Annotated in this window: 6 protein-coding genes; 4 read left to right on the plus strand and 2 right to left on the minus strand. The window is 41.5% G+C overall.

The features are described 5' to 3' along the window. Positions 1–68: 68 nt before the first annotated feature. On the minus strand, positions 69–1,061 hold the full coding sequence (locus tag AACU32_RS26205) for an MvdC family ATP-grasp ribosomal peptide maturase (RefSeq protein WP_096604100.1): 993 nt from the start codon (positions 1,059–1,061) through the stop codon (positions 69–71). 305 nt (positions 1,062–1,366) lie between these two features. Further along, on the minus strand, positions 1,367–1,516 hold the full coding sequence (locus tag AACU32_RS26210) for a microviridin/marinostatin family tricyclic proteinase inhibitor (protein WP_096604101.1): 150 nt from the start codon (positions 1,514–1,516) through the stop codon (positions 1,367–1,369). Between the two features lie 685 nt (positions 1,517–2,201). On the opposite strand from AACU32_RS26210, the gene AACU32_RS26215 reads away from it, so the two are divergent. From AACU32_RS26215 to AACU32_RS26230, 4 genes are read left to right on the plus strand one after another with little or no spacing between them, the layout of a single operon-like run. Beyond that, positions 2,202–6,449, plus strand: a complete 4,248-nt coding sequence (locus AACU32_RS26215; protein WP_096604102.1) for an SDR family NAD(P)-dependent oxidoreductase — start codon at positions 2,202–2,204, stop codon at positions 6,447–6,449. Continuing rightward, positions 6,446–9,883 (plus strand): non-ribosomal peptide synthetase, encoded by a 3,438-nt coding sequence (locus AACU32_RS26220; protein ID WP_096604103.1) that lies wholly within the window; start codon positions 6,446–6,448, stop codon positions 9,881–9,883. Before AACU32_RS26215 ends, AACU32_RS26220 begins: the two co-directional genes overlap by 4 nt. Then, positions 9,880–19,902, plus strand: coding sequence for a non-ribosomal peptide synthetase (locus tag AACU32_RS26225; protein ID WP_096604104.1), 10,023 nt, complete (start codon positions 9,880–9,882; stop codon positions 19,900–19,902). Before AACU32_RS26220 ends, AACU32_RS26225 begins: the two co-directional genes overlap by 4 nt. Continuing rightward, the gene (locus tag AACU32_RS26230; RefSeq protein ID WP_096604105.1) at positions 19,899–24,173 is read left to right on the plus strand and encodes a type I polyketide synthase; all 4,275 of its coding nucleotides are present in this window, start codon (positions 19,899–19,901) and stop codon (positions 24,171–24,173) included. The genes AACU32_RS26225 and AACU32_RS26230 overlap by 4 nt, the downstream gene beginning before the upstream one ends. Positions 24,174–24,221 lie beyond the last annotated feature (48 nt).

Raw genomic sequence — 24,221 nt, forward strand, 5'->3', positions numbered from 1 at the left:
CTTATTTTTATATTTCGCAATCAGGATTTTAGTGCTTAAGACTGGAGCTAAAGTCCTAACTAAAAGTCTTATCCGGCTTTCTCAGAAATCAGAGCAAGTGCGATCGCACTTGCAATAGGTAAGTCTAAATCTTTCTCTAGCATTCCCCATTCTCCCACAGGGTTGATTTCCAAAAACACGTATTCGCCCGATGGTGTCAGGATAAAATCTAAAGCTCCAAATAACAGCCCAAATCTGCCCATAAAGGCTTTGAGACGACGCACTATTTCATCAGGAAGCTGGTGGTGTTGCCATCCACCAACCTCAACCCCAGGTTTACGCCAATCAACTTTGGCTGCTGTATATACATCCGCATTTAAAGCCCCCACAAAGACATTGCCATTCACATACACGACTCGCAATTCTCGCTGCTTAAGAATTTGCTCTTGAAAAACCATTGGACAGTAGCGCAGTGACTCGGCATCTTGTAAGTCCTCCTCTTTGACAATACTGGTGTAAAGAAAAAAAGAGGAGTTAGCTTCCATACTGTGAGAAAGAGTAGTTAATAGCTTGCTCACCATTTTGCCGTTGACTTGATGGAAAAACTCTCGTGCTGACTCAGCTTTATTGGTGACAAGAGTCCGGGGAATCATAAAACCTACCTCAGACGCAATCCGTAGTTGCCGCAACTTATTATTTGCATAATTTATCCGCGCTAGATCGTCTATCCAACGAGCCTCTTTAAGACTATCCCAAAAACCATTTAAGGTTGCTTTTGATTCTCTGATGCAGGCTTCTCGGAACTGTGAAGCTAATTGTGAACTTAGTTCTGGTTCCCAAATGCGCCGCATCCATACAGCTTGCACCTGCTCTGTGCTAATAGAGTAATTGCCATATTCTATAGTGTGATAGCTTCTGGATTCGTCAAAGTGTGCTACTAATTGCACTTGTTGGGGAAATTTATCGGTGTCAAGGCGAATCGGTTTTACCCCTTTTTTTGACAAGGCTTGTGCCACTCTATCTATTGTGAAAAAATCACCACTGTGGGTGATTAATAAAACAACGTCACGTGACAGGTGCATAAAAAATTTTGTGGCTACCTAAAGAAGTTTTTGTTTGGATACTTAAGTTTTTAAAAAAGTAGGTAATCTAAAAAATAAAAGCGATCGCCTGTATATTATCAATACTGCAATAGTCGCTCTAAGCTTAGCCCCACCGGGAAGCAAGCTACACGTTCTGAAAGCGGCTGGTTACTCAAGCCAAGCCAGCCGCGCGGATGGCTTTCTAGTGAGCGTTAGCTACGCAGGAGCATCACTAGCACAGGAGTGGCAACTGCACTGTCTCCTCTGCTTACACATCTGTATGATATTTTTTAGTTGTCAACCCCTTAACGGTCTTCCAAATCAGAAGGATACTTGAAAGTGAAAGGAGGAGGAGGGGTAGTATCTGGATTTTCAGATGCAGATTGTTCTTGCAAGAAGCGTGCGAAGAATGGCAATACTTGGATATCTAATACTTCGACTGTATTTGTATACATTGTTATTTTTCCTTTGGTAAAATTTGTCAGGACTCAAGCTATGTTTAGTAAATTTATAGTTGAGTTTAGATTGCCAATAGTCAATTCTTAATAGTCAAAAACTCTATCTTATGGACTATTGACAACTTTTACTTGAGTTAACTTACTAGTTTTGCAAGTCCTATTGTTTTAGCCATTAAACATATAACATTAATTAAGTGTGTATGCAAGGAAAGTTAAAACACTTAAAAAATTAATAAGAAGATAGTTAAAACCCACATCATGCAAGTTTTGAAAACCTTAATATTTAATGTAAAGCCCATGTAGCAAGATTTTCAGGCATTGAACCTATATTAGGCGACACCAGCCAGTAATTATTTTTCATTAAAATTTCAGCGTTTTAACTGTCTTAACTGTCTTCTTAACGTTCTTAACTGTCTTAACTGTCCTCTTAACGTTCTTAACTGTCTTAACTGTCCTCTTAACGTTCTTAACTGTCTTAACTGTCTTCTTAACGTTCTTAACTGTCCAATGAAAATGTTTTTAATGCTACTACATTTTCTATATAAAGCTGAGATTATCTATGTTATATTTGAGCAATTGCAGAAACATAGTAAATTAAGTACAGATATAAATTTTAGTTTTAATTAACACTAATATAGAGTATATTTCTAAAAAGCATAACCTAAGAAGGATATAGAAACTAATGCGGTTAGGTAATAGCAATAGCCAATTTTTATCAAATTCAAGTAATAAAAATTTTATATATAGGGAAATAGAAGTTGCTATCCGGTCAAGCTTAACTGTAGATGATTGTGCAGTCATAGAGAGACAAACCCAAAAGCTAACACAGGAGCTAGTTGCCTATGTAGTTCCATCCGGTTTATTTGCACCAGAACAATTGTTGTTTCACCTGCAAAAAATTCTGCCTAGCGAATTTATACCCACAGCACTTGTACCAGTTTCCACCATACCTCTAACAGTTACAGGACAGTTAGACAAAGCTGCTCTAGCTAATTTAGAAGTTATTGAGTCTAACTTAATGCATCGCACAGAGGAGCAATTAGAGTCATGCTCAGAAATTGAACGTGTTGCAGTGGTTGTTGAACCGTTTGTTAAAAATATTCCACCTGTGCATTTGGAGGATTTGCTAGGTGATATTCAGATCACTCCCGAACATAGTCAGCAAAATATACAAGCGAACACATTTAGCCAAAAGATAGAAAATAAGAACCCATCCTTGTCGAAAAGGTTAGCCATTAGTCACGGGGAACCTCTAAAATATTCCGAAAACACTTCTAAAACTTTACAAGAAGTACTGCAACAAACTGCTGAAAATTCAACTACAGGTATCATCTACATTCAGTCTGATGGTAGTGAGGAAGTTCAGTCTTATAGGGAATTATTGCAAGATGCTCAAAGAATTTTAGCGGGATTGAGAAAGCAGGGACTCAAGCCCCAAGATAAAGTAATTTTTCAACTAGAAGATAATCAAAATTTCATCTGTGCTTTTTGGGGTTGTGTGTTAGGGGGCTTTGTGCCTGTGCCAGTATCTATCGCCCCTACCTACGAACCAGTCAACACTACCGCAAGCAAACTCCACAATGCTTGGCAAATGCTAGGAAAACCGATTGTACTGACGAGTGCTTCTTTAGCTCCCAGCATTGATGGTTTTTTTCGGCTTTTAAATTTAGAAAACTTTCAAATTGCCACTATTGAAAATTTGCGTGAGTGCGAACCGGATTTCAAATTGCATCAAAGTCAGCCAGAGAATTTAGCGATTTTGTTGTTAACTTCTGGAAGTACTGGCATACCCAAGTGTGTGACGTTAAATCATCACAATATATTGAGTATGACAGCTGGCTTAGTTGCAATGGGTCATTTCTCCAGCCAGGAAAGCGTTTTAAACTGGATGCCTCTGGATCATGTCGGTGCATTGGTATCTCTAAGCATCATGGCTGTTAGTATAGGTTGCCAACAAATCCATGTACCCACTGACTTAATTGTGCAAAATCCGCTCAAGTGGCTAGATTTGATTGATAAACATCAAGCTACTATTAGTTGGGCTCCTAACTTTGCTTTTTCCCTGATATGCGATGCCCTTGGCAACCTTTCCTACGGAACGCTGCGCGAACAATATCGGGCTTTTGATATCGATCGCCAGAAATGGAATTTATCCTCAATGAAGTTTATAATCAACGCTGGAGAGCCGATTGTCACTAAAACAGCTAGGAATTTTTTAAAGCTGCTTCGCCCTTATGGTTTACCAACCAACTCGATTCACCCAGCCTTTGGAATGTGCGAAACCGCTTCAGGTATTACTTACTCTAATAGTTTTTCCCTAGAATCATCATCTGATGATGCTTCATTTGTAGAGTTGGGGTCTCCTATTGCTGGTGCTTCATTGCGAATTGTTGATGAAAATGAACAAATAGTCCTAGAAGGTACAATTGGACGACTGCAAGTAAAAGGTGCATCTGTTACTAGTGGTTACTATCAGAATCCACAGGCAAACCAAGAAGTTTTTACCACCGATGGCTGGTTTAATACCGGAGATTTAGGATTTCTGCATCAAGGATGTTTGACTATTACTGGAAGACTCAAAGACATCATTATCATCAATGGACTCAACTACTACTGCCATGAAATTGAAGGTGCGGTTGAGGAACTTAAAGATGTAGAAGTTTCATATACAGCCGCCTGTGCAGTCAGACAACCAGGAATTAATACTGATAAATTAGCTATCTTTTTCAAGACTCCTCTTTCTGATGATGGCAGTTTAGTTAATCTGCTTAAAGAAATTCGCACTGCTGTTGTCAAGAAAGTGGGGATAAATCCAGATTATTTAATTCCAGTAGAGCAAGAAATTATTCCGAAAACTGCTATTGGTAAAATTCAGCGATCGCAACTTAGCCAGCGCTTCAATGCAGGTGAGTTTAAATCAATTATTAGACGAATTGATATATTACTGGGTAATGCCAATACCATTCCCAACTGGTTCTACTGTCAAGTATGGCAGCCCAAAAAACCTATTATTTGTAATTTTACTATTACTAATTTCACTCTAATATTTCTAGATTCTTGTGGGTTAGGGTCTTATTTATGTCAAATCTTGTCAGAACAGAACCTGCCATATATAACTGTTGCACCTGGAGAAGATTTCCAAAAAATCAATCGCTCACACTACACAATTGCTCCAGGAGCAGCTAAGGATTACCAACTTTTAATGGAATCCTTAGCAGCAGATAATATTATGATTGGGCAGATTCTCCATTTATGGACTTATGAAAAATATATTGGCGAAATAAAAAGCATTGATACTCTCGAACAAGCACAAGAACATAGCATCTATAGTTTATTGTTCTTGACTCAAGCTTTAGCCAAAGTTCAGGGTGCTGATAATTCGGTTCAATTACTATTTATTTCTTCTCATATCCAATCTATTGTTGCAGATGACCCTATAGCTTACGAGAAATCAGCAGTATTAGGTCTACTGAAAACCATTCCTCAAGAATTACCTTGGTTGAACTGTCGCCACATTGATTTGCCTTTCGCTGAAGTTGTAATAAATGGAGATTATATCTTCCAAGAGATGCAGGTTTCCTCAAAAGAACGAGAAGTAGCCTACAGAAATGGACAGCGTTTCGTCCCTCGTTTGGAAAAAGTTGATTGGAGCAACGCACCTAAATCTTCAATCACCTTCAAGCAAGGAGGAACTTATTTAATTACCGGGGGACTTGGTGGTATAGGTATTGAAATTGCGCGGTATTTGTTAAAACATTACCAAGCTAAATTACTGTTGATTGGCAGAACTCCTTTACCAGATAAAAGTGATATTGTTGCACAACGTCTAAAAGCTTATCAAGAATTAAAACAGCTTGGAGGAGAGATATTTTACGAAGCTGTGGATATTTGTGATTTGAAACAGTTACGAACAATAGTTAAAAAAGCCCAATCCAAATGGGGTAAAAATCTAGATGGAATACTTCATTTAGCTGGAAATTTTCACGAACAACTTGTACTGGAAGAAACTCAGGAAAAATTAACAGAAATACTGCATCCCAAGGTGTTAGGGACTTGGGCATTACATCAACTGGTAAAAGATATCAAGGGCAGTATTTTTATCAACTTTTCTTCGGCACATGGTTTTTTTGGTAGCACTGCTGTTGGAGCTTATGCGGCTGCTAATAGTTTTCTAGACTGCTTTTCTCATTACCAAAATTCCTACAGTGAATTAACAAGCTATTGTTTCAGTTGGAGTATGTGGGATGAGACAGGAATGAGCCAAGGATATCAGATGAAGAATCTGATTCGCGCCAAAGGTTTTTATGTGATGTCTGTTTCCCAGGCAATATCTTCGATGCTTGCCAGCTTACAACATCAGCAAACGCATCTATTGATAGGTTTGGATGGTCGCAACCAAAACATTCAACGTTGGCAATCTCAAGCCTTTAATTTACAGAAGTTAACTGCATATTTCACTACTGCTAGTAATGAGGTTGTGCAATTACCAAACTTGCAAGTGCAAGATCGCTTTGGAACTTCTTGCACCTGCAAATTAGTACAACTACCCGAAATGCCTTGTCTAGAAAATGGTGAAATAGATCGCGCCAGCCTAATTAAGAGAATTAGCACTCAGGAAAATAGAGAGCGAATAGAACCACGCAACGAGATAGAGTTCAAAGTTGCTCAATGTTGGCAAGAAGTTCTGAAAGTACCACTTTTAAGCATTCACGACAACTTTTTTGAGTTAGGAGGAAATTCCTTGCTGGCTGGCCAAGTGATTTCTCGGTTACACCAAGATTTCTCTGTTGAGTTGTCTCTACAACGATTATTTAAAGCACCCACGATCGCCCTTTTAGCCCAGAGTATTGAGGCGATTTTAGGAGTAACTCAGGATACAAGTCCATCTATTGAGGCGATCGCAGAAGAATATGAGGAAGTAAGGATATGAGTATAGAAAAGTTTTTAGCTAATTTGCAAACTAAGGGTGTCAAAATCTGGATTGACGGAGATCAACTTGGCTGTCGCGCTCCCAAAGGAGTGATGACAGCAGCCATCCAGCAGGAACTCAAAGAGCGAAAAACAGAAATTCTTGCTTTCCTCAAAGAAGCTCAAATAGCTACACAATCTACCTCTTTGCCTCTAGTGCCAGTTGCCAGGGGTGGGGAGTTGCCTCTATCTTTTGCTCAACAAAGGATGTGGTTTCTTTATCAACTAGATAAGGAAAGCCCATTTTATAATGAAAGTCTACAAGTGCGGATTGTTGGCAAGCTCTCACTGACAGCCTTAGAACAAAGTATCAACGAAATTATCCGCCGTCATGAAGCTTTACGAACTACCTTTACGGTGAGAGAGGGCATCCCTTTTCAGACGATATCACCCACTGTTGCGTTAGCGTTCGCGAAGCGTCTCGAAGAGAAGCGGGCGCTCTGCGCCATCGCCATACCCGTAGTAGAGTTGCAAGGTTTATCACCAGACTCAGTGCAACAAATAGTGACTCAAGAGGTTCGCAAACCCTTCGACTTGGGTATTGCTCCTTTATTACGAGCCACTCTACTACGACAGGATGCAGAATCTCACTTGTTGATTTTGACCATACACCACATCATTACTGATGGTTGGTCAATGGGGATATTCTTCAAAGAGTTAGAAGCTCTTTATCATGCTTATACTCAAGGTGAACCAAATCCCTTATCAGAATTAACGATACAATACGCTGATTTTGCCCTTTGGCAACGCCAGTGGTTAACGCAAGAAGTTCAACAAAAACAACTTAATTACTGGAAACAACAGTTAGCCGATGCGCCACCTTTATTAGAGTTGCCAACTGATTATCCGCGTCCACCAGTGCAAACTTTCTCTGGTAGCACCATTCGATTTCAACTAACAGAGCATTTAACCTCTCAATTATTAAGGCTTAGTCAACAGTCAGGTGTCACTTTATTTATGACCCTGCTGGCTGCTTATGCAGTGTTACTCAATCGCTATAGCGGTGTAGATGATATTTGTATTGGTTCGCCTTTTGCTAACCGCAATCGTCAAGAAATTGAAGGGTTAATTGGCTGTTTTGTCAATACTTTGGTGTTGCGTACTCAAATCGAAGATAATCCGAGTTTCTCTCAATTTCTGCAACAAGTCCGTTCTGTTGTTTGGGATGCTCACGCACACCAAGACGTACCATTTGAGCAAGTGGTAGAAGCACTACAGCCAGAACGTTCTCTAGGCTACAACCCTTTGTTTCAAGTGGTGTTTGTTTTAGAGAACTTTTCCCTCGATACTTTAGAGTTACCTGATATTAGTCTGACTCCAGAGATGGTAGAACGAGGTACATCTCAATTTGATTTGAGCCTCTCGATGTGGCAGACACAAACGGGATTAATTGGGTCGTGGGAATATAACAGCGATCTGTTTGAGGCAGATACAATTGCGAGGATGACTGGTCATTTCCAGACTTTGTTAGAAGCAATAGTTAGCAATCCCAATCAGAGAGTTAGCGAATTATCTCTGCTAACCCAGTCAGAACATCATCAATTGTTGGTGGAATGGAACAACACCCAAACAGACTATCCCCAAGATAAATCTATCCATCAGTTGTTTGAAGAGCAGGTGCAGCGCAACCCCGATGCTGTAGCTGTGGTGTTTGGTAATCAACAACTGACTTATAAACAATTGAATGACCAAGCTAATCAATTAGCGCATTACTTACGCTCATTGGGTGTGAAAGCCGATGTACTGGTGGGGATTTGTGTAGAGCGTTCCTTAGAAATGATTGTGGGCGTACTGGGTATTCTCAAGGCGGGTGGGGCTTACGTGCCACTAGACCCAGAGTATCCCCAAGAACGTTTGCGCTTTATGCTTGAAGACACTGGGCTATCGGTGCTTTTGACAACCCAGAAATTAGCTAATGCTACCCCCATACACCAAGCGAGTGTTGTTTGTTTTGATACCGATGCAGAGGCGATCGCTCTTTTCAGCAAACAAAACCCCACAGCCCAAGTAAAACCTGATAACCTCGCTTATGTCATCTACACTTCAGGTTCAACCGGGAAACCCAAAGGCGTAGCCGTGAATCATCGAGCCGTGAACCGCTTGGTGAAGAACACAAATTACATCAACATAGAACCAAAAGATATTATTGCTCAAGCTTCCAATTGTGCCTTCGATGCGGCAACTTTTGAAATTTGGGGAGCCTTACTAAATGGAGCGCGGTTAGTTGGGGTGAGCAAAGATTTAGCACTTTCACCCCAGAATTTTGCAGCATTTCTCCAAGCCCAAAATATCAGTGTCTTATTCTTAACAACTGCTTTATTCAATCAAATTGCCCAAGAAGTCCCTTCGGCTTTCAATTCACTACGGTATCTGCTATTTGGTGGCGAGGCTGTAGATCCTAAATGGGTGAAACAAGTCATCAAAAATGGTGCGCCGCAGAGACTACTTCATGTTTATGGACCGACAGAGAACACCACATTTAGTTCTTACTACTTGGTTGAGGATGTTCCACAAAGCGCAACAACTATTCCCATCGGACGACCAATTTCTAATACTCAAATTTATGTGCTAGATTCCCAACTACAGCCCGTACCTGTAGGTGTACCCGGAGAACTACATATTGGTGGTGCTGGGCTAGCAAAAGGTTATTTTCATCGACCTGAAATTACTGCCGAAAAATTTATTGAAATTGAATTATTTAATCAAATTGAACGCCTTTACAAAACTGGGGATTTAGTACGCTATTTACCGGATGGCAATATTGAATATATTGGACGCATCGACAATCAAGTAAAAATACGTGGTTTTCGGATTGAGTTGAGCGAAATAGAAACAGTTCTCAGCCAATATAGTGATGTGCAGGTATGTTGTGTGATTATGCGTGAAGATATCCCTGGAGATAAACGTTTAGTCGCCTACGTGGTAGCACACCAAGAATGTACACCTACAATGGACGAACTACGGCAATTCCTCAAGGCAAAGCTACCAGATTACATGGTTCCTAATGCTTTTGTGAGCTTGGAGTCTTTGCCACTAAATCCTAATGGGAAAATAGACCGCCGTGCTTTACCAAAACCAGATTTAGACAGCATAATTCTAGAAAAATATGTCGCTGCGCGTACACCCATTGAGGAAAAAATAGCACTGATTTGGTCTCAAGTGCTGAAGTTAGAGCAAGTAGGCATTCATGATAATTTCTTTAGCTTGGGTGGACATTCTCTACTAGCTACTCAAGCAATCTCACGGATTAACTCAGCTTTTGGGCTTAATTTATCTGTACAGATGATGTTTGAGTCTCCTACCGTAGCTGGGATAGCAAACTATATAGAAGTATTTAATTTAGTCACACAAGATTTATCAATTAAAAAAGTGAGTAGCAAGGTGGTGAAGTTATGATCAAGGCTAACAGCACTGTTGAATTTCTTCGTCATCTAGCAAGCTTGAGTATTTACCTAGAGGCTGATGGTGATGATTTGAATTGTTATGCGCCGGAAGAGGCTTTAACTTCAACACTACGTCAGCAAATAGGCGATCGCAAAACAGAAATTCTGCTATTTTTACAACAAGCAAAGCAAGTTAAAGCTGCTCATCAGTTGCCGATTAAAGCAGTACCACGAGACGGCGAACTACCTCTATCTTTTGCCCAGCAACGACTCTGGTTTTTGCACCAGTTTTCACCAGACAGCCGTTCTTACAATGTGCTGCTCATTCTGCGACTGAATGGGTCATTGAATATAGTTGCACTAGAGCAGAGCTTAAGTGAAATTATTCGTCGCCACGAGGTATTAAGAACTACTTTTCCCGCAGTTGATGGAAAACCCGTCCAAGTTATTGCTCCCCCTTCTGCCTTAACTTTGCCCATTCATAATTTGCAGGGGTTGTCAGCGCCCCAGCAAACTGACCAGATTCAACAAATAGCGAAATCTGTGGCATCCCAGGCTTTCGATTTGGCTGTTGGGCCGTTAGTACAATTCACCTTACTCCAACTGAGTGAACAGGAGCATATACTGCTGTTGAAGATGCACCACATTATCTATGATGGCTGGTCTTTGAACATCTTCTTCAGTGAGTTATCTGGGCTATATACAGCTTTCATTCAAGGATTACCTAACCCACTACCAGAATTACCCATACAGTACGCAGACTTTGCAGTTTGGCAACGCCAATGGCTGACAGGTGAAGTTTTAGAACGCCAACTAGCTTACTGGCAAAAGCAGTTAGCTGGTGTATCTGGTGTACTAGAATTGCCTACTGATAAACCACGGCCTCCAGTTCAGTCCTTCCGGGGTGGAATTGGGCGTTTTCAACTAGACCGTGACCTGACGCAACGCCTCAAACAGTTGAGCCAAGAGTCAGACGCAACGTTATATATGACTCTACTGGCTGCATTTTTGGTGTTAATTTCTCGTTATAGCGGTCAGTCAGATATTATTGTCGGCTCCCCCATCGCTAACCGCAATAACTCCCAAGTCGAGCAGATTATGGGGTTTTTTGCCAATACCTTAGCATTAAGGGGCGATATCTCTGGCAACCCCAGCTTTGCCGACTTCCTAGCACAAGTGCGGCAGACAACTTTGTCAGCATACGCCCACCAGGATTTACCTTTTGAGATGTTGGTAGAAAGGTTACAGCCAGAGCGAGATTTGAGCCGTAATCCTTTAGTACAGGTGATGTTTGCCCTCCAAGATGCTTCACTGTCTTTTGGTGATTTGCCTGGTTTAACTATCGAGAACATCTCTTTGCCAATTGATGAAATGGTCAAATTTGACCTGGAAGTGAACTACTGCGAAACTTCCGAAGGTTTGGAGGGGGTTTGGTATTACAGTGCTGATTTATTTGATGCGACTACAATTACCCGCATAGCGCAAAATTTTCAAACTTTACTCCAAGCCATTGTTACCAACCCCAACTCGCGAGTTGCTCAATTACCACTTTTAACCACAGCAGAACGTCATCAACTGTTGGTGGAATGGAACAACACTCAAATAGACTATTCTTCTGATAAATGTATTCATCAATTGTTTGAAGAACAGGTTCGGCGCACACCTGATGCTGTAGCTGTAGTATTTGGTAATCAACAACTGACTTATCAGCAGTTAAATACTCGCGCTAACTCTTTGGCACAATACCTCAAGTCTTTAGGCGTAAAAGCCGATGTGCTGGTCGGTTTGTGTGTAGAGCGATCGCTAGAAATGATTGTAGGATTTTTGGGGATTCTCAAGGCAGGTGGAGCTTATGTACCACTCGATCCAGACTACCCCCAAGAGCGGTTGAGCTTTATGCTAGAAGATGCTCAACTTTCGGTGCTATTAACCCAACAGCGATTAATAGAATCTCTACCTAAACATCAAGTGCGTGTTGTTTGCTTAGATACCGATTGGGAAAAAATAGCTCAAAACAGCGAATCAAACCCAGAAAACACCGCTACACCCGATAATCTGGCTTATGTTATTTACACTTCAGGTTCCACAGGTAAGCCTAAAGGCGTTTTAGTTAATCACAGTAATGTAACTCGTCTATTTGCAGCCACGGAAGCTTGGTATAAATTAAATCAAGATGATGTGTGGACAATGTTCCACTCTTACGCCTTTGACTTCTCCGTATGGGAAATTTGGGGTGCATTGCTGTATGGTGGGCGACTGGTAGTAGTACCGTATTTAGTGACGCGATCGCCTGAATCTTTCTACCAGCTATTAGTACAAGAGAAAGTTACAGTTCTCAATCAAACTCCTTCAGCCTTCCGCCAATTAATTCAAGCCGAACAGTCAATGACAACTACTGGCGAGTTAAACTTACGCCTAGTAATTTTCGGTGGGGAAGCCTTAGAACTTTCGAGTTTACAGCCTTGGTTTGAGCGACATGGCGACCAGCAGCCCCAACTGGTGAATATGTACGGGATTACCGAAACCACCGTACACGTCACCTATCGCCCATTGAGCAAAGCAGATTTGCAAAGCACAGCCAGTGTCATCGGTCGCCCGATACCCGATTTACAAGTATATGTGCTAGATGAACATCTTCAGCCAGTACCGATTGGTGTTCCGGGTGAAATGTATGTTGGTGGTGCTGGAGTAGCACGTGGTTATCTCAACCGTCTGGAACTGACCCAACAACGGTTTATCCCTCATCCTTTTGAGGAGGCAGAAGGCAAAAGAGAAAAGTATACTCAGCAACGCCACTTGCTGGGGGAACCCCCGCAACGCAGTGGCTCCTCAGCAACGCCACTTGCTACAACGGGGGGAACCCCCGCAACGCAGTGGCTCCTCAGCAACGCCACTTGCTACAACGGGGGGAGCCCCCGCAACGCAGTGGCTCCTCAGCACTTATACAAAACAGGAGATAAGGCACGTTATTTGCCCAACGGCGAGTTAGAGTATTTGGGACGCATAGATAACCAAGTAAAAATTCGCGGTTTTCGCATTGAATTGGGAGAAATTGAGGCATTACTCACTTCTCACCCAGATGTGTGGGAAAGCGTAGTAGTAGTTCGAGAAGATGAACCAGGGGACAAACGTTTAGTTGCTTATGTAGTCAAGAGTGCTGAATCACTTACTATCAACCAACTGCGGCAGTATCTCAAGGAAAAACTTCCAGAGTATATGATTCCAAGTGCTCTAGTACTTCTGGAATCCCTACCCTTGACTCCCAACGGCAAAGTAGACCGCCGCGCCCTGCCCAAACCAGAGTTAGACGACACACGGCTAGAAAAGTATGTCGCACCACGCACTCCCATCGAGGAGATGCTGACACAAATTTGGTCGCAAGTCCTCAAAGTAGAGCAAGTGGGGATTCATGATAACTTCTTTGAACTTGGTGGACATTCCCTATTAGCAACGCAATTGCTTTCACGCATCCGCAATGTTTTCAAAGTAGAATTGCCATTGCGTGAGTTGTTTGCCGCAGCTACAGTAGCCGAATTAGCACATCTGATTGGGCAATTGCAGCAACAAGACTCAGAATTTTCTACAGCACCTATCTTCAGGCGGGCAGAGAACGCAGATTTATTACTGTCCTTTGCTCAACAGCGTTTATGGTTTTTAGACCAGTTAAACCCAAACAGCGCCTTCTACAATATCCCTACAGCGTTGCGTCTTGTAGGAACGTTAAATATACCTGTCTTAGAACAAAGCTTACAAGAAATAATTGCTCGTCACGAAGCTTTACGCACCAACTTCATCGCAGTTGATGGAAAACCAACTCAAATCATTCACAAACAGACGAATTGGACAGTATCAATTGTTGAGTTGCAACATCTGCCAAGTAGCGAACAAGAAATCGCCACACAGCAATTAGCGAAACAGCTAGCTATTCAACCGTTTGATCTGGCAGATGAAGCATTAGTTAGGGCAACATTATTGATTCTGTCACCAACAGAACAGGTTTTGTTACTGTGTATGCACCACATCGTGTCTGATGGTTGGTCAATAGGTGTGTTTGTTCAAGAGTTAGCGGCACTGTACAATGCTTATTCTCAAGGTCAACCGTCACCTTTAACACCACTGCCAATTCAGTATGCAGATTTCGCCATTTGGCAAAGACAGTGGTTGCAAGGTGATGTACTGCAAAATCAACTCTCGTACTGGCAACAACAACTAAAAGATGCACCAGCTTTATTGTCGCTACCCACAGACCGACCCAGACCTGCTGTACAGACCGACAACGGCGCATATCACGAGTTTGCACTCTCAGCCGAGTTAACTGATAGATTGGTAAAACTCAGCCAAGAACAAGGTTGTACTTTGTTTATGACGCTGTTAGCTGCTTATGATACCCTGCTTTATCGCTACACAGGGCAGGAAGATATTTTGGTAGGTTCGCCAATTGCTAACCGCGATCGCTCTGAGATAGAAGGGTTAATTGGCTTTTTTGTCAATACCTTAGTTATGCGTTCTAACTTAGCAGGCAATCCTAGTTTTAGTGAATTACTCGGTCGGGTGCGGTTCATGGCGATGGATGCCTACGCCCACCAGAACTTGCCATTTGAAATGCTGGTAGAAGCATTGCAGCCAGAACGGGATCTGAGCCACACACCACTATTTCAGGTAATGTTTGCTCTCCAGAATGCGCCCATATCTGGAGTAGAACTGAGTGGGCTAACTGTCAGTTCATTCCCCATGAAAGGCACAAACGCCAGGTTTGATTTAACTTTAATCATGTACAACACTGCCACTGGGCTGGTAGGAATTTGGGAATATAATACTGACTTGTTTGATGCTAGTACCATTGAGCGAATGACTGGTCATTTTGTCACCTTGCTTGAAGGTATTATTGCTAACCCGCAACAGCAAATTTCACAATTGCCACTACTGACACAACCAGAACAACAAAAATTACTTGTCGAGTGGAATGATACAGACGTAGATTATCCGCTTCATAAGTCCATCCATCAGTTGTTTGAAGATCAGGTGGAACTTACACCCAATGCTGTGGCAGTGGAGTTTGAAGATAAAAAATTAACATACTATGAATTAAACTGCCGTGCTAACTCTTTGGCGCATTACTTGCGGTCTTTGGGTGTAAAACCAGATGTGCTGGTGGGTCTTTGTGTCGAGCGTTCTTTAGAGATGGTCATCGGACTACTAGGGATTCTCAAAGCTGGTGGGGCTTATGCGCCACTTGACCCTGAGTATCCGACTGAACGTTTGAGCTTGATTTTAGAAGATGCTCAAATTTCAGTATTACTTACCCAACAGTCAATCCTTGATAGACTGCCCCAGCATCAAGCAAAACTTGTCTGCTTAGATACTGACGCTGGAGTAATTTCCCAGTTCAGCCAGGACAATCTCATCTCCGGCGTACAACCTAATAACTTAGTTTATATAATTTATACTTCTGGTTCTACAGGCCAACCCAAGGGTATAGCGATGAATCAGCTTGCCTTGTGCAATCTGATCTTATGGCATGGGGAAAATCTGAAAATAGCTCGTGCAGCAAAAACCCTGCAATTTGCTTCAATTAACTTTGATGTTTCCTTTCAAGAAATATTTACTACTTGGTGTTCTGGAGGCACATTATTCTTAATCAGCGAAGAATTACGCCGCGATGCCTTAGCTTTGTTAGGTTTTCTCCAACAAAAAGCTGTTGAGAGACTCTTTGTTCCCTTTGTTGCCTTACAGCAATTAGCAGAAGTTGCTGTTAGTAGTGAATTAGTTAATAGTCATTTGAGAGAAATTATTACGGCTGGGGAAAAGTTGCAAATTACTCCGGCTATTTCTCGGTGGTTAAACAAACTAACTGATTGTACTTTGCACAATCATTACGGCCCATCAGAGAGCCATTTAGCCACTTGTTTTACTCTAAATAATTCAGTAGAAACTTGGCCGTTAATTCCTCCCATTGGTCGTCCCATTGCCAACGCGCAAATTTACATCCTAGACAAGTTTTTGCAACCTGTACCCGTTGGTGTACCAGGAGAATTGCATATTGGTGGTGTGCTTTTAGCCCCTGGCTACTTCAACCGTCCAGAGTTAACAAAAGAGAGATTCATCCCTAATCCGTTTGACAAGGTTGGAGGTAGTAGATTATATAAAACTGGGGATAAGGCGCGCTATTTACCCAATGGCAATATAGAATACATAGAACGTATTGATAATCAAGTAAAAATACGTGGTTTTCGGATTGAATTGGGCGAAATCGAAACAGTCCTGAGTCAATATCCTCATGTGCAGGTAGCTTGTGTCATTGCCCGCGAAGAGATTCCTGGAAGCAAACGCTTAGTCGCTTATGTTGTTCCGCAAAAACAGCAGATAATCACAGTTAGCGAACTGCGTAGCTTCCTCAGGGAAAAGTTACCAGAGTATATGGTGCCAAGTGCAATAGTCATTTTAGAAGCTTTACCACTTACGCCCAGCGGTAAGCTAGACCGTCGCGCTTTACCTGCACCTGATTTACACAGTCAATTATCAGACAAATATGTTGCCCCTCGTAACCCAATCGAAGAAATCCTCTCGCTAATTTGGGCGCAAGTTCTGAAAGTAGAGCAAGTTGGCATAGATGATAACTTTTTTGAATTGGGAGGACACTCGTTACTAGCAACGCAACTCATCTCCCGCGTGCGTACCAGCTTGAAAGTAGAACTACCATTGCGTAGCTTGTTCGCTGCACCCACAGTTGCCCAATTGTCTCAAAAAATTCAACAGTTGCAGCAACAAAGCTCACAACTGAAAGCATCAGCTATTTTAAGGCGGGCAAAAGATGCAGAATTACCGCTGTCTTATGCCCAAACACGGCTATGGTTTTTAGACAAACTCAACCCCAATAGTTCCTTCTACAACATACCCTTAGCTTTACGTCTAGTTGGAACTCTACAAGTTGCAGCTTTAGAACAAAGCTTAGAAGAAATTATTTACCGCCACGAAGCTTTACGTACAAACTTCGTCACAGTTGATGGACAAGCAACTCAGGTTATAGGGGACAGGAAACAGGGATTAGTATCTGTTGTTGATTTAAAGCATTTACCCACAACCGAACAAGAAACTGCTTTGCATCAATTAGCGCAACAACAAGCGCAACAACCCTTTAACCTGGCAACTGAAGCATTAGTCAGGGTAACGTTGGTAATTTTGTCCGAGATAGAACACGCCTTATTAGTTTGTATACATCACATTGTCTTTGATGGCTGGTCAATGGATGTGTTTGTGCAAGAACTAGCGGCACTGTACAACGGTTATTCTCAAGGTCAATCTCCATCGTTAGCACCATTACCCATTCAATATGCAGATTTCGCCATTTGGCAAAGACAGTGGTTGCAAGGCGATGTATTACAAAGCCAACTGAATTATTGGCAACAACAACTAAAAGATGCACCAGCTTTATTGCCCCTGCCTACAGACAGACCTAGACCTGCTGTGCAAACTTTCTCTGGGGCATATCACGAGTTTTCACTGTCAGCCCAGTTAACTGATAGGTTGGTACAACTCAGCCAGGAGCAAGGTTGTACTCTGTTTATGACGCTGCTAGCAGTGTTTGATACCTTACTTTACCGCTACACAGGGCAATCAGATATTTTGGTAGGGTCTCCTGTTGCTAACCGCGATCGCTCTGAGATAGAAGGGTTAATTGGCTTTTTTGTCAATACCTTAGTTATGCGTAGCGATTTGTCAGGCAACCCCAGTTTTAGTGAACTATTAAGTCGTGTTCGAGAAATCGCTTTGGCAGCATACTCTCATCAGAACTTACCTTTTGAAATGCTGGTGGAAGCATTGCAGCCAGAACGAAATCTCAGCCATACACCACTTTTTCAGGTAATGTTTGTCCTCCAGAATGCTCCCAATTCTCAAGTAGAGTTAACTGGGATAACTGTCAGTCCACTCAAGGTAAAAAGTACAAGCACGAAGTTTGATTTAACGTTGATTGTGCAGAACACTGAAAATGGACTAGTAGGAGTGTGGGATTACAACACTGACTTGTTTGATGCTAGTACCATTGAGCGCATGACTGGTCATTTTGTCACCTTGCTTGAAGGTATTATTGCTAACCCAGAGGAGAAGATTTCTCAATTGCCTCTATTGACAGCAGTTGAGCAACAGCAGTTACTCGTTGAATGGAACAATACTCAAGCAGACTATCCCCAGGATAAATGTATCCATCAGTTGTTTGAGGAGCAGGTTGAAAAAACACCGGATGCTGTAGCTGTAGTTTTTGGCAATCAACAACTGACTTACCACCAATTAAATTGTCGTGCTAACCAATTAGCTTATTACTTGCGTTCATTAGGTGTAAAACCAGATGTGCTGGTGGGTCTTTGTGTAGAGCGTTCTTTAGATATGGTGGTTGGGCTGTTGGGGATTCTCAAAGCAGGTGGTGCGTATTTACCACTTGACCCAGAGTATCCAATTGAACGCTTGAGTTTCATGCTAGAAGATGCTCAAGTTTCAGTGCTGCTAACTCAACAGCATCTAATTGAGAGGTTGCCTAAACATCAAGCAAAACTTGTCTGTTTAGATGAAACTTGGGAACAAATTGCCCAAAATCATCAAGATAACCCCAGCAGTGGAGTAAAAGCCTTTCATTTAGCTAACTTGATATACACCTCTGGCTCAACAGGTAGACCTAAAGGTGTCATGGTTGAGCATAAAGGACTATGTAACTTAGCTCAAGCTCAAATTCAAACGTTTGGCTTAACTTCAAATAGTCGCGTTCTCCAGTTTGCTTCCTTCAGTTTTGATGCTTCTATTTGGGAAATTGTTATGGCTTTTGGCTCAGGGGGAACGCTTTATTTGGGAACAAAAGACTCTTTATTACCAGGGAAGCCGTTAATTGAGCTACTAAGAAATTATGGCATTACCCATATCACTCTACCACCATCGGCGTTAGCAGTTATGCCACAAGAAGAACTGCCGACACTGCAAACAATTATTGTCGCTGGAGAAGCTTGTGCTGCGGAATTAATTAAGCAATGGTCTGTTGGCAGAAACTTCTTCAACGCTTACGGGCCAACCGAAGCTACTGTCTGTGCGACGATCGCCAAATGCACTGATGATGAGAAAATAAATATTGGTAAAGCGATCGCCAATACACAGGTCTACATCTTAGATGAAAATTTACAGCCTGTACCTGTGGGTGTCCCAGGAGAACTACATATTGGTGGTGTAGGGTTAGCCAGAGGCTACCTCAACCGTCCAGAACTGACTCAAGAAAAATTTATCAACAACCCGTTTGGTTCTGGTCGCCTCTATAAAACTGGAGATTTAGCCCGTTACTTACCTAATGGCAATATCGAATACTTAGAGCGCATCGATCATCAAGTAAAAATTCGGGGCTTCCGCATCGAGTTGGCAGAAATAGAAAGTCTCTTGGCACAGCATAGTGATGTGCAGAACTGTTGTGTTATTGCTCACAAGGGAACTGGTGATAACAAGCGTTTAGTTGCTTATGTAGTGCTACAAAAAGATGTAAAACTCACAACAGATGAATTGCGGCAGTTCCTTACAGATAAGCTGCCACTGTACATGGTTCCAGCTGCTTTTGTGATATTGGAATCCTTACCCCTGACACCCAACGGTAAAGTAGACCGTCGCGCTTTGCCTGACCCAGATTTACATCAACCATCAGATTATGTAATGCCAAATACAGAAGTAGAAAGAATTATTGCTGGCATTTGGCAAAAAGCATTAGCAGTAGAAAAAGTAGGAATTTACAATAACTTCTTCGAGCTAGGAGGGCATTCGTTATTACTAGTAAAAATCAATCAGCAATTACAAGAAGAATTTGGGGCAGAACTGTCAATAGTTGATATGTTTAATTACCCAACAGTACATAGTTTGAGCCAATATTTAAATACCAAATTGTCTAAAGAAAATACAATAAAACAAAATACTTATCGTTCTCAAGCTCATAGCGAAATTAAAACATTAAAGAGCAAGCAATTACAATCCAGACAGCAATACCGTTCTCAGCAAAAAGGTGGAAAATGACAGTAGATTTAGAACATAACAATAATGATTTTAACGGTTCTGAACTAGCAATTATTGCTGTTGCTGGTAGATTTCCAGGCGCAAAAGATATTGAATCATTTTGGCAGAATTTAAGAGATGGTGTAGAATCTATTTCCTGGCTAACAGATGCAGAATTGATAAATTCTGGCGTTTCTGCTGATTTACTGAATAATCCTAATTATGTAAAAGCTAGTGCTGTTCTATCAAACATTGAATTGTTTGATGCAAATTTCTTTGCTTATAGTGCCAAAGAAGCTGAGTTAATAGATCCTCAACAACGCCTATTTTTAGAATTGGCTTGGGAAGCGATAGAAAAAGCTGGTTATGACCCGCAAACTTACAATGGTTTAATCGGGGTTTATGGTGGCGTTGGGATGAGTAGGTATTTACTCAACAACCTCTACCCTAATCATCAATTATTAGAAACAGTTGACCCTCTCCAGTTAGGATTCTCCAACGATAAAGATTTTTTACCTACACGAGTTGCATATAAACTCGACTTGACTGGCCCCGCAGTAAATGTACAAACAGCCTGTTCTACTTCTTTGGTTGCTGTTCATTTAGCTTGTCAAAGTCTTTTAAATGGTGAATGTGACATAGCTTTAGCTGGTGGAGTTAGTCTTAGCATTCCCCAAAAAGTAGGCTATTTGTATCAAGAAGGAATGATTCTTTCTCCTGATGGACACTGCCGCGCTTTTGATGCCAAAGCACAAGGCACAATTGCTGGTAGCGGTGCTGGGATTGTGGTATTGAAAAGATTGAAGGATGCGATAAGCGATCACGACTACATTCATGCCATCATTAAAGGCTCGGCTATTAATAACGATGGTGCAATGAAAGTCGGCTACACTGCACCTAGTGTAAGCGGTCAAGCCGCCGTAATTGGTGAAGCTCAAGCTATAGCTGGTGTCGATGCCGAAACAATTTCTTACATCGAAGCTCATGGTACAGCTACACCTTTAGGAGATCCGATTGAAATTGCAGCTTTAACTCAAGCTTTTAGGCAAACTACAGATAAAAAAGGTTTCTGTGCTGTTGGTTCGCTCAAAAGTAACTTAGGACATTTGGATACAGCCGCAGGTGTCGCAGGTTTAATTAAAACTGTATTAGCACTGCAAAATAAAATGCTGCCTCCGAGCTTGCACTTCGAGACACCTAACTCCAAAATCGATTTTGCTAACAGTCCTTTTTATGTCAATACAACACTAAAGGAATGGAAAACAAATAACAATATTCCTCGCCGTGCTGGTGTTAGTTCCTTTGGTATGGGTGGTACTAATGCTCATGTGATTTTAGAAGAAGCAATATCAGTTAACAGTCAACACTTCGACAAGCTCAGTGCAGCGCAGTCAACAGTTAACAGTAAAGATGTTCTGTTGTGTTTGTCGGCTAAGACTGCGAGTGCGCTTGAGAAGGCGACAGCTAATTTAAATAAGCATTTACAAGAGCATCCTGAGCTTGACTTGGGGAATGTTGCTTATACCCTTAATAGTGGTCGCCGGGGTTTTAATCACCGACGGATGTTAGTTTGTCAAGACTTAGAAGATGCTGTTCAAAGTCTAGAGTCAAAACAAGTATTTACTAACTATACAGAGATTACAGAACGCCCTGTGGTCTTTATGTTTCCTGGTCAAGGTTCTCAGTATATCAATATGGCGCGGGAAATTTATGAAACCGAGGCAGTATTTAAAGAACAAGTTGATTATTGCTCAGATTTTCTTAAACCCTTACTAGAGCTAGATTTACGCCATATTCTGTATCCTAATGAAGAAAATATTGATGAAGCCGCAAAACAACTCCAACAAACGGGAATTGCTCAACCTGCTATTTTTGTAATTGAATACGCCTTAGCTCAATTATGGCAGTCATGGGGAGTGCAGCCACAAGCTGCGATCGGTCACAGTATTGGCGAGTATGTAGCAGCAACTCTCGCAGAAGTTTTCTCTTTAGAAGATGCCTTAACTTTGGTAGCAGCACGCGGACAGTTGATGCAGCAGCTTCCCACTGGAGCAATGCTTTCTGTTCCCTTACCCGCAGACAAGGTACAATCCCTATTAGGTACAGAACTTTCTGTAGCTGCGATTAATCAGCGATCGCAATGTGTAGTTTCCGGTTCCACAGCCGCAGTAGACGCACTACAAAATCAGCTGGCTGCTCAAGGTATTGAATGCCGTCGTCTGCATACTTCCCACGCTTTCCATTCGCAGATGATGGAGCCAATTTTAGAGGCATTTACAGAGCGAGTTAAAGAAGTTAATTTAAATCCTCCACAACTTCCTTATATCTCCAACCTGACTGGTACTTGGATTACAGTCAGCCAAGCCATAAATCCTGAATATTATGCTCAACATCTACGTTCTACAGTGCTGTTTGCCTCTGGTGTAGAGAAATTATTGGCAACACCTGAACAAGTCTTACTAGAAGTAGGGCCAGGACACACACTAGCTACATTAGCTAAGAGACATCCAGACAAAGCCGCCACACAAACAGTCTTGAGTTCGGTACGCCATCCTAAAGAAAAGCAATCTGATAGTCGTGTTTTAATCAATACATTAGGTCAACTATGGCTGGCTGGGGTCAAGGTAGATTGGTTCGGATTCTATAGCCAGGATGAGTATTATCGTCTTCCCTTACCAACTTATCCCTTTGAGCGCGATCGCTATTGGATTGACCCCCCACAAAAAGCGGCTGCTGGACAGTTGCAAAACATACCCCCAACATCACAATTGTGGACACTGCTTACACAAGCAGGTCAAAAGCAAGCAAGTTTGAGAAATGCAGAACTTGACGAGTTAACATATCACGAGAATAGACAGTGGTTGGATCGTTTATGTACAGCCTACATAAACTCTGCATTTCAACAATTAGGAGTTTTTAGCAATCCTAAACAAAAGGATTCTTTAGAAAATTTAGTGGCACAATGCCATATTTCTCCGCGCTATCAACAATTGATTTCTAGGTGGTTGCAAATATTAGTTGAGCAAGGACAACTACAGCTACATGAGGAATTATTTACTGGGTTTGTACCATGTTCACAAGATTATATTAATGAACATTTAGCAGAAGTTAGAGCGAGGTTTGCTGCTTCATCTTTAGTAGATTTAGATTTAGTACAACGCTGTGGGGAAAATTTAGCTGCTATTGTTGTTGGTGAACAAGAACCATTGGAAATTTTCAATGAACTGGTTTACAAAAAAGAAAATACAGGTTCATATTCAGAATCTCCCTTAATTAGTTACTACAACTCTATCTTGCGCTCAAGCTTAGAACAGGTAGTTAAATCATTGCCATCATCTGTTCAGCTAAGAGTTCTAGAAATCGGTGCAGGTACTGGTGTATCTACCCAAGCATTATTACCTGTGTTACCGCCCCAACAAACCAACTATACTTTTACTGATATTGGTAGCGGTTTCCTAACTCAAGCCCAAGAGAAATTTAAGGACTATCCATTTGTTGAATATCGATTACTAGATATAGACAACTCACCAACTCAGCAAGGATTTGAAAAGTATAGCTTTGATGTAGTATTAGCTTCTAATGTGTTGCACGCAACTCGCAACATAGCTCAAACACTCCAGCATGTACGCTCTTTATTAGCTCCTGGTGGCTTTTTATTACTGTGGGAAATCACTCAGCCGAAAATAGATTTTGATATTAGTTGGGGTCTGCTTTTAAAACCTTTAGATGATAAAAGACGTAACCCAGGTCAGCCTTTTATCCTCAAAAACCAGTGGTTTGAAGCACTACGCACTCAAGATTTTGTACAATTTGCTGCTTTTCCTGAAACTGAAGCAATTGAGCATCAAATTATTATGGCTGTTGCTTCTGCATCAGCTGCATTTAGTACAAAATCTGGGCAAAAAGAAACCGAACGGCAATCAGAAATTTCCTTGCCAATTAAGCAAGATATTTCTCAGACAGAAAAATTATCTGCACTCCATTCAAGACCTAACTTGCCCAACTCTTATATAGCTCCTCGTAATGCAATTGAGCAAAAAGTTGCTGATGTCTGGCAAGATTTATTAGGAATTAAACAAGTAGGAATTCATGATAATTTTTTTGAATTAGGTGGAGATTCTTTAATAGCTGTTCAAGTTATATCTAGGCTCAAAAATAGTTTTCCTAACCGATTAAATGTAGCCAGTTTGTTTGAGTTGCCAACAATAGCTGAAATCGCACCAAAGCTAGAAAATAAATCAGAATCAAACACCAATTTAGGTGAAGATGAAAGAGAAGAAATAGCATTTTAATTAATAAATTACGAATTACGAATTACGAATTATCCGAGTGGAGGTAAT

It is taken from the genome of Calothrix sp. NIES-2100 (assembly GCF_963875285.1).
Classification (GTDB): Bacteria; Cyanobacteriota; Cyanobacteriia; order Cyanobacteriales; family Nostocaceae; genus Aulosira.

Bases quoted from the DNA above. Each gene is read 5' to 3' on its own strand.
- AACU32_RS26205 (WP_096604100.1), bottom strand. From the start codon at position 1,061: ATGCACCTGTCACGTGACGTTGTTTTATTAATCACCCACAGTGGTGAT.
- AACU32_RS26210 (WP_096604101.1), bottom strand. From the start codon at position 1,516: ATGTATACAAATACAGTCGAAGTATTAGATATCCAAGTATTGCCATTC.
- AACU32_RS26215 (WP_096604102.1), top strand. From the start codon at position 2,202: ATGCGGTTAGGTAATAGCAATAGCCAATTTTTATCAAATTCAAGTAAT.
- AACU32_RS26220 (WP_096604103.1), top strand. From the start codon at position 6,446: ATGAGTATAGAAAAGTTTTTAGCTAATTTGCAAACTAAGGGTGTCAAA.
- AACU32_RS26225 (WP_096604104.1), top strand. From the start codon at position 9,880: ATGATCAAGGCTAACAGCACTGTTGAATTTCTTCGTCATCTAGCAAGC.
- AACU32_RS26230 (WP_096604105.1), top strand. From the start codon at position 19,899: ATGACAGTAGATTTAGAACATAACAATAATGATTTTAACGGTTCTGAA.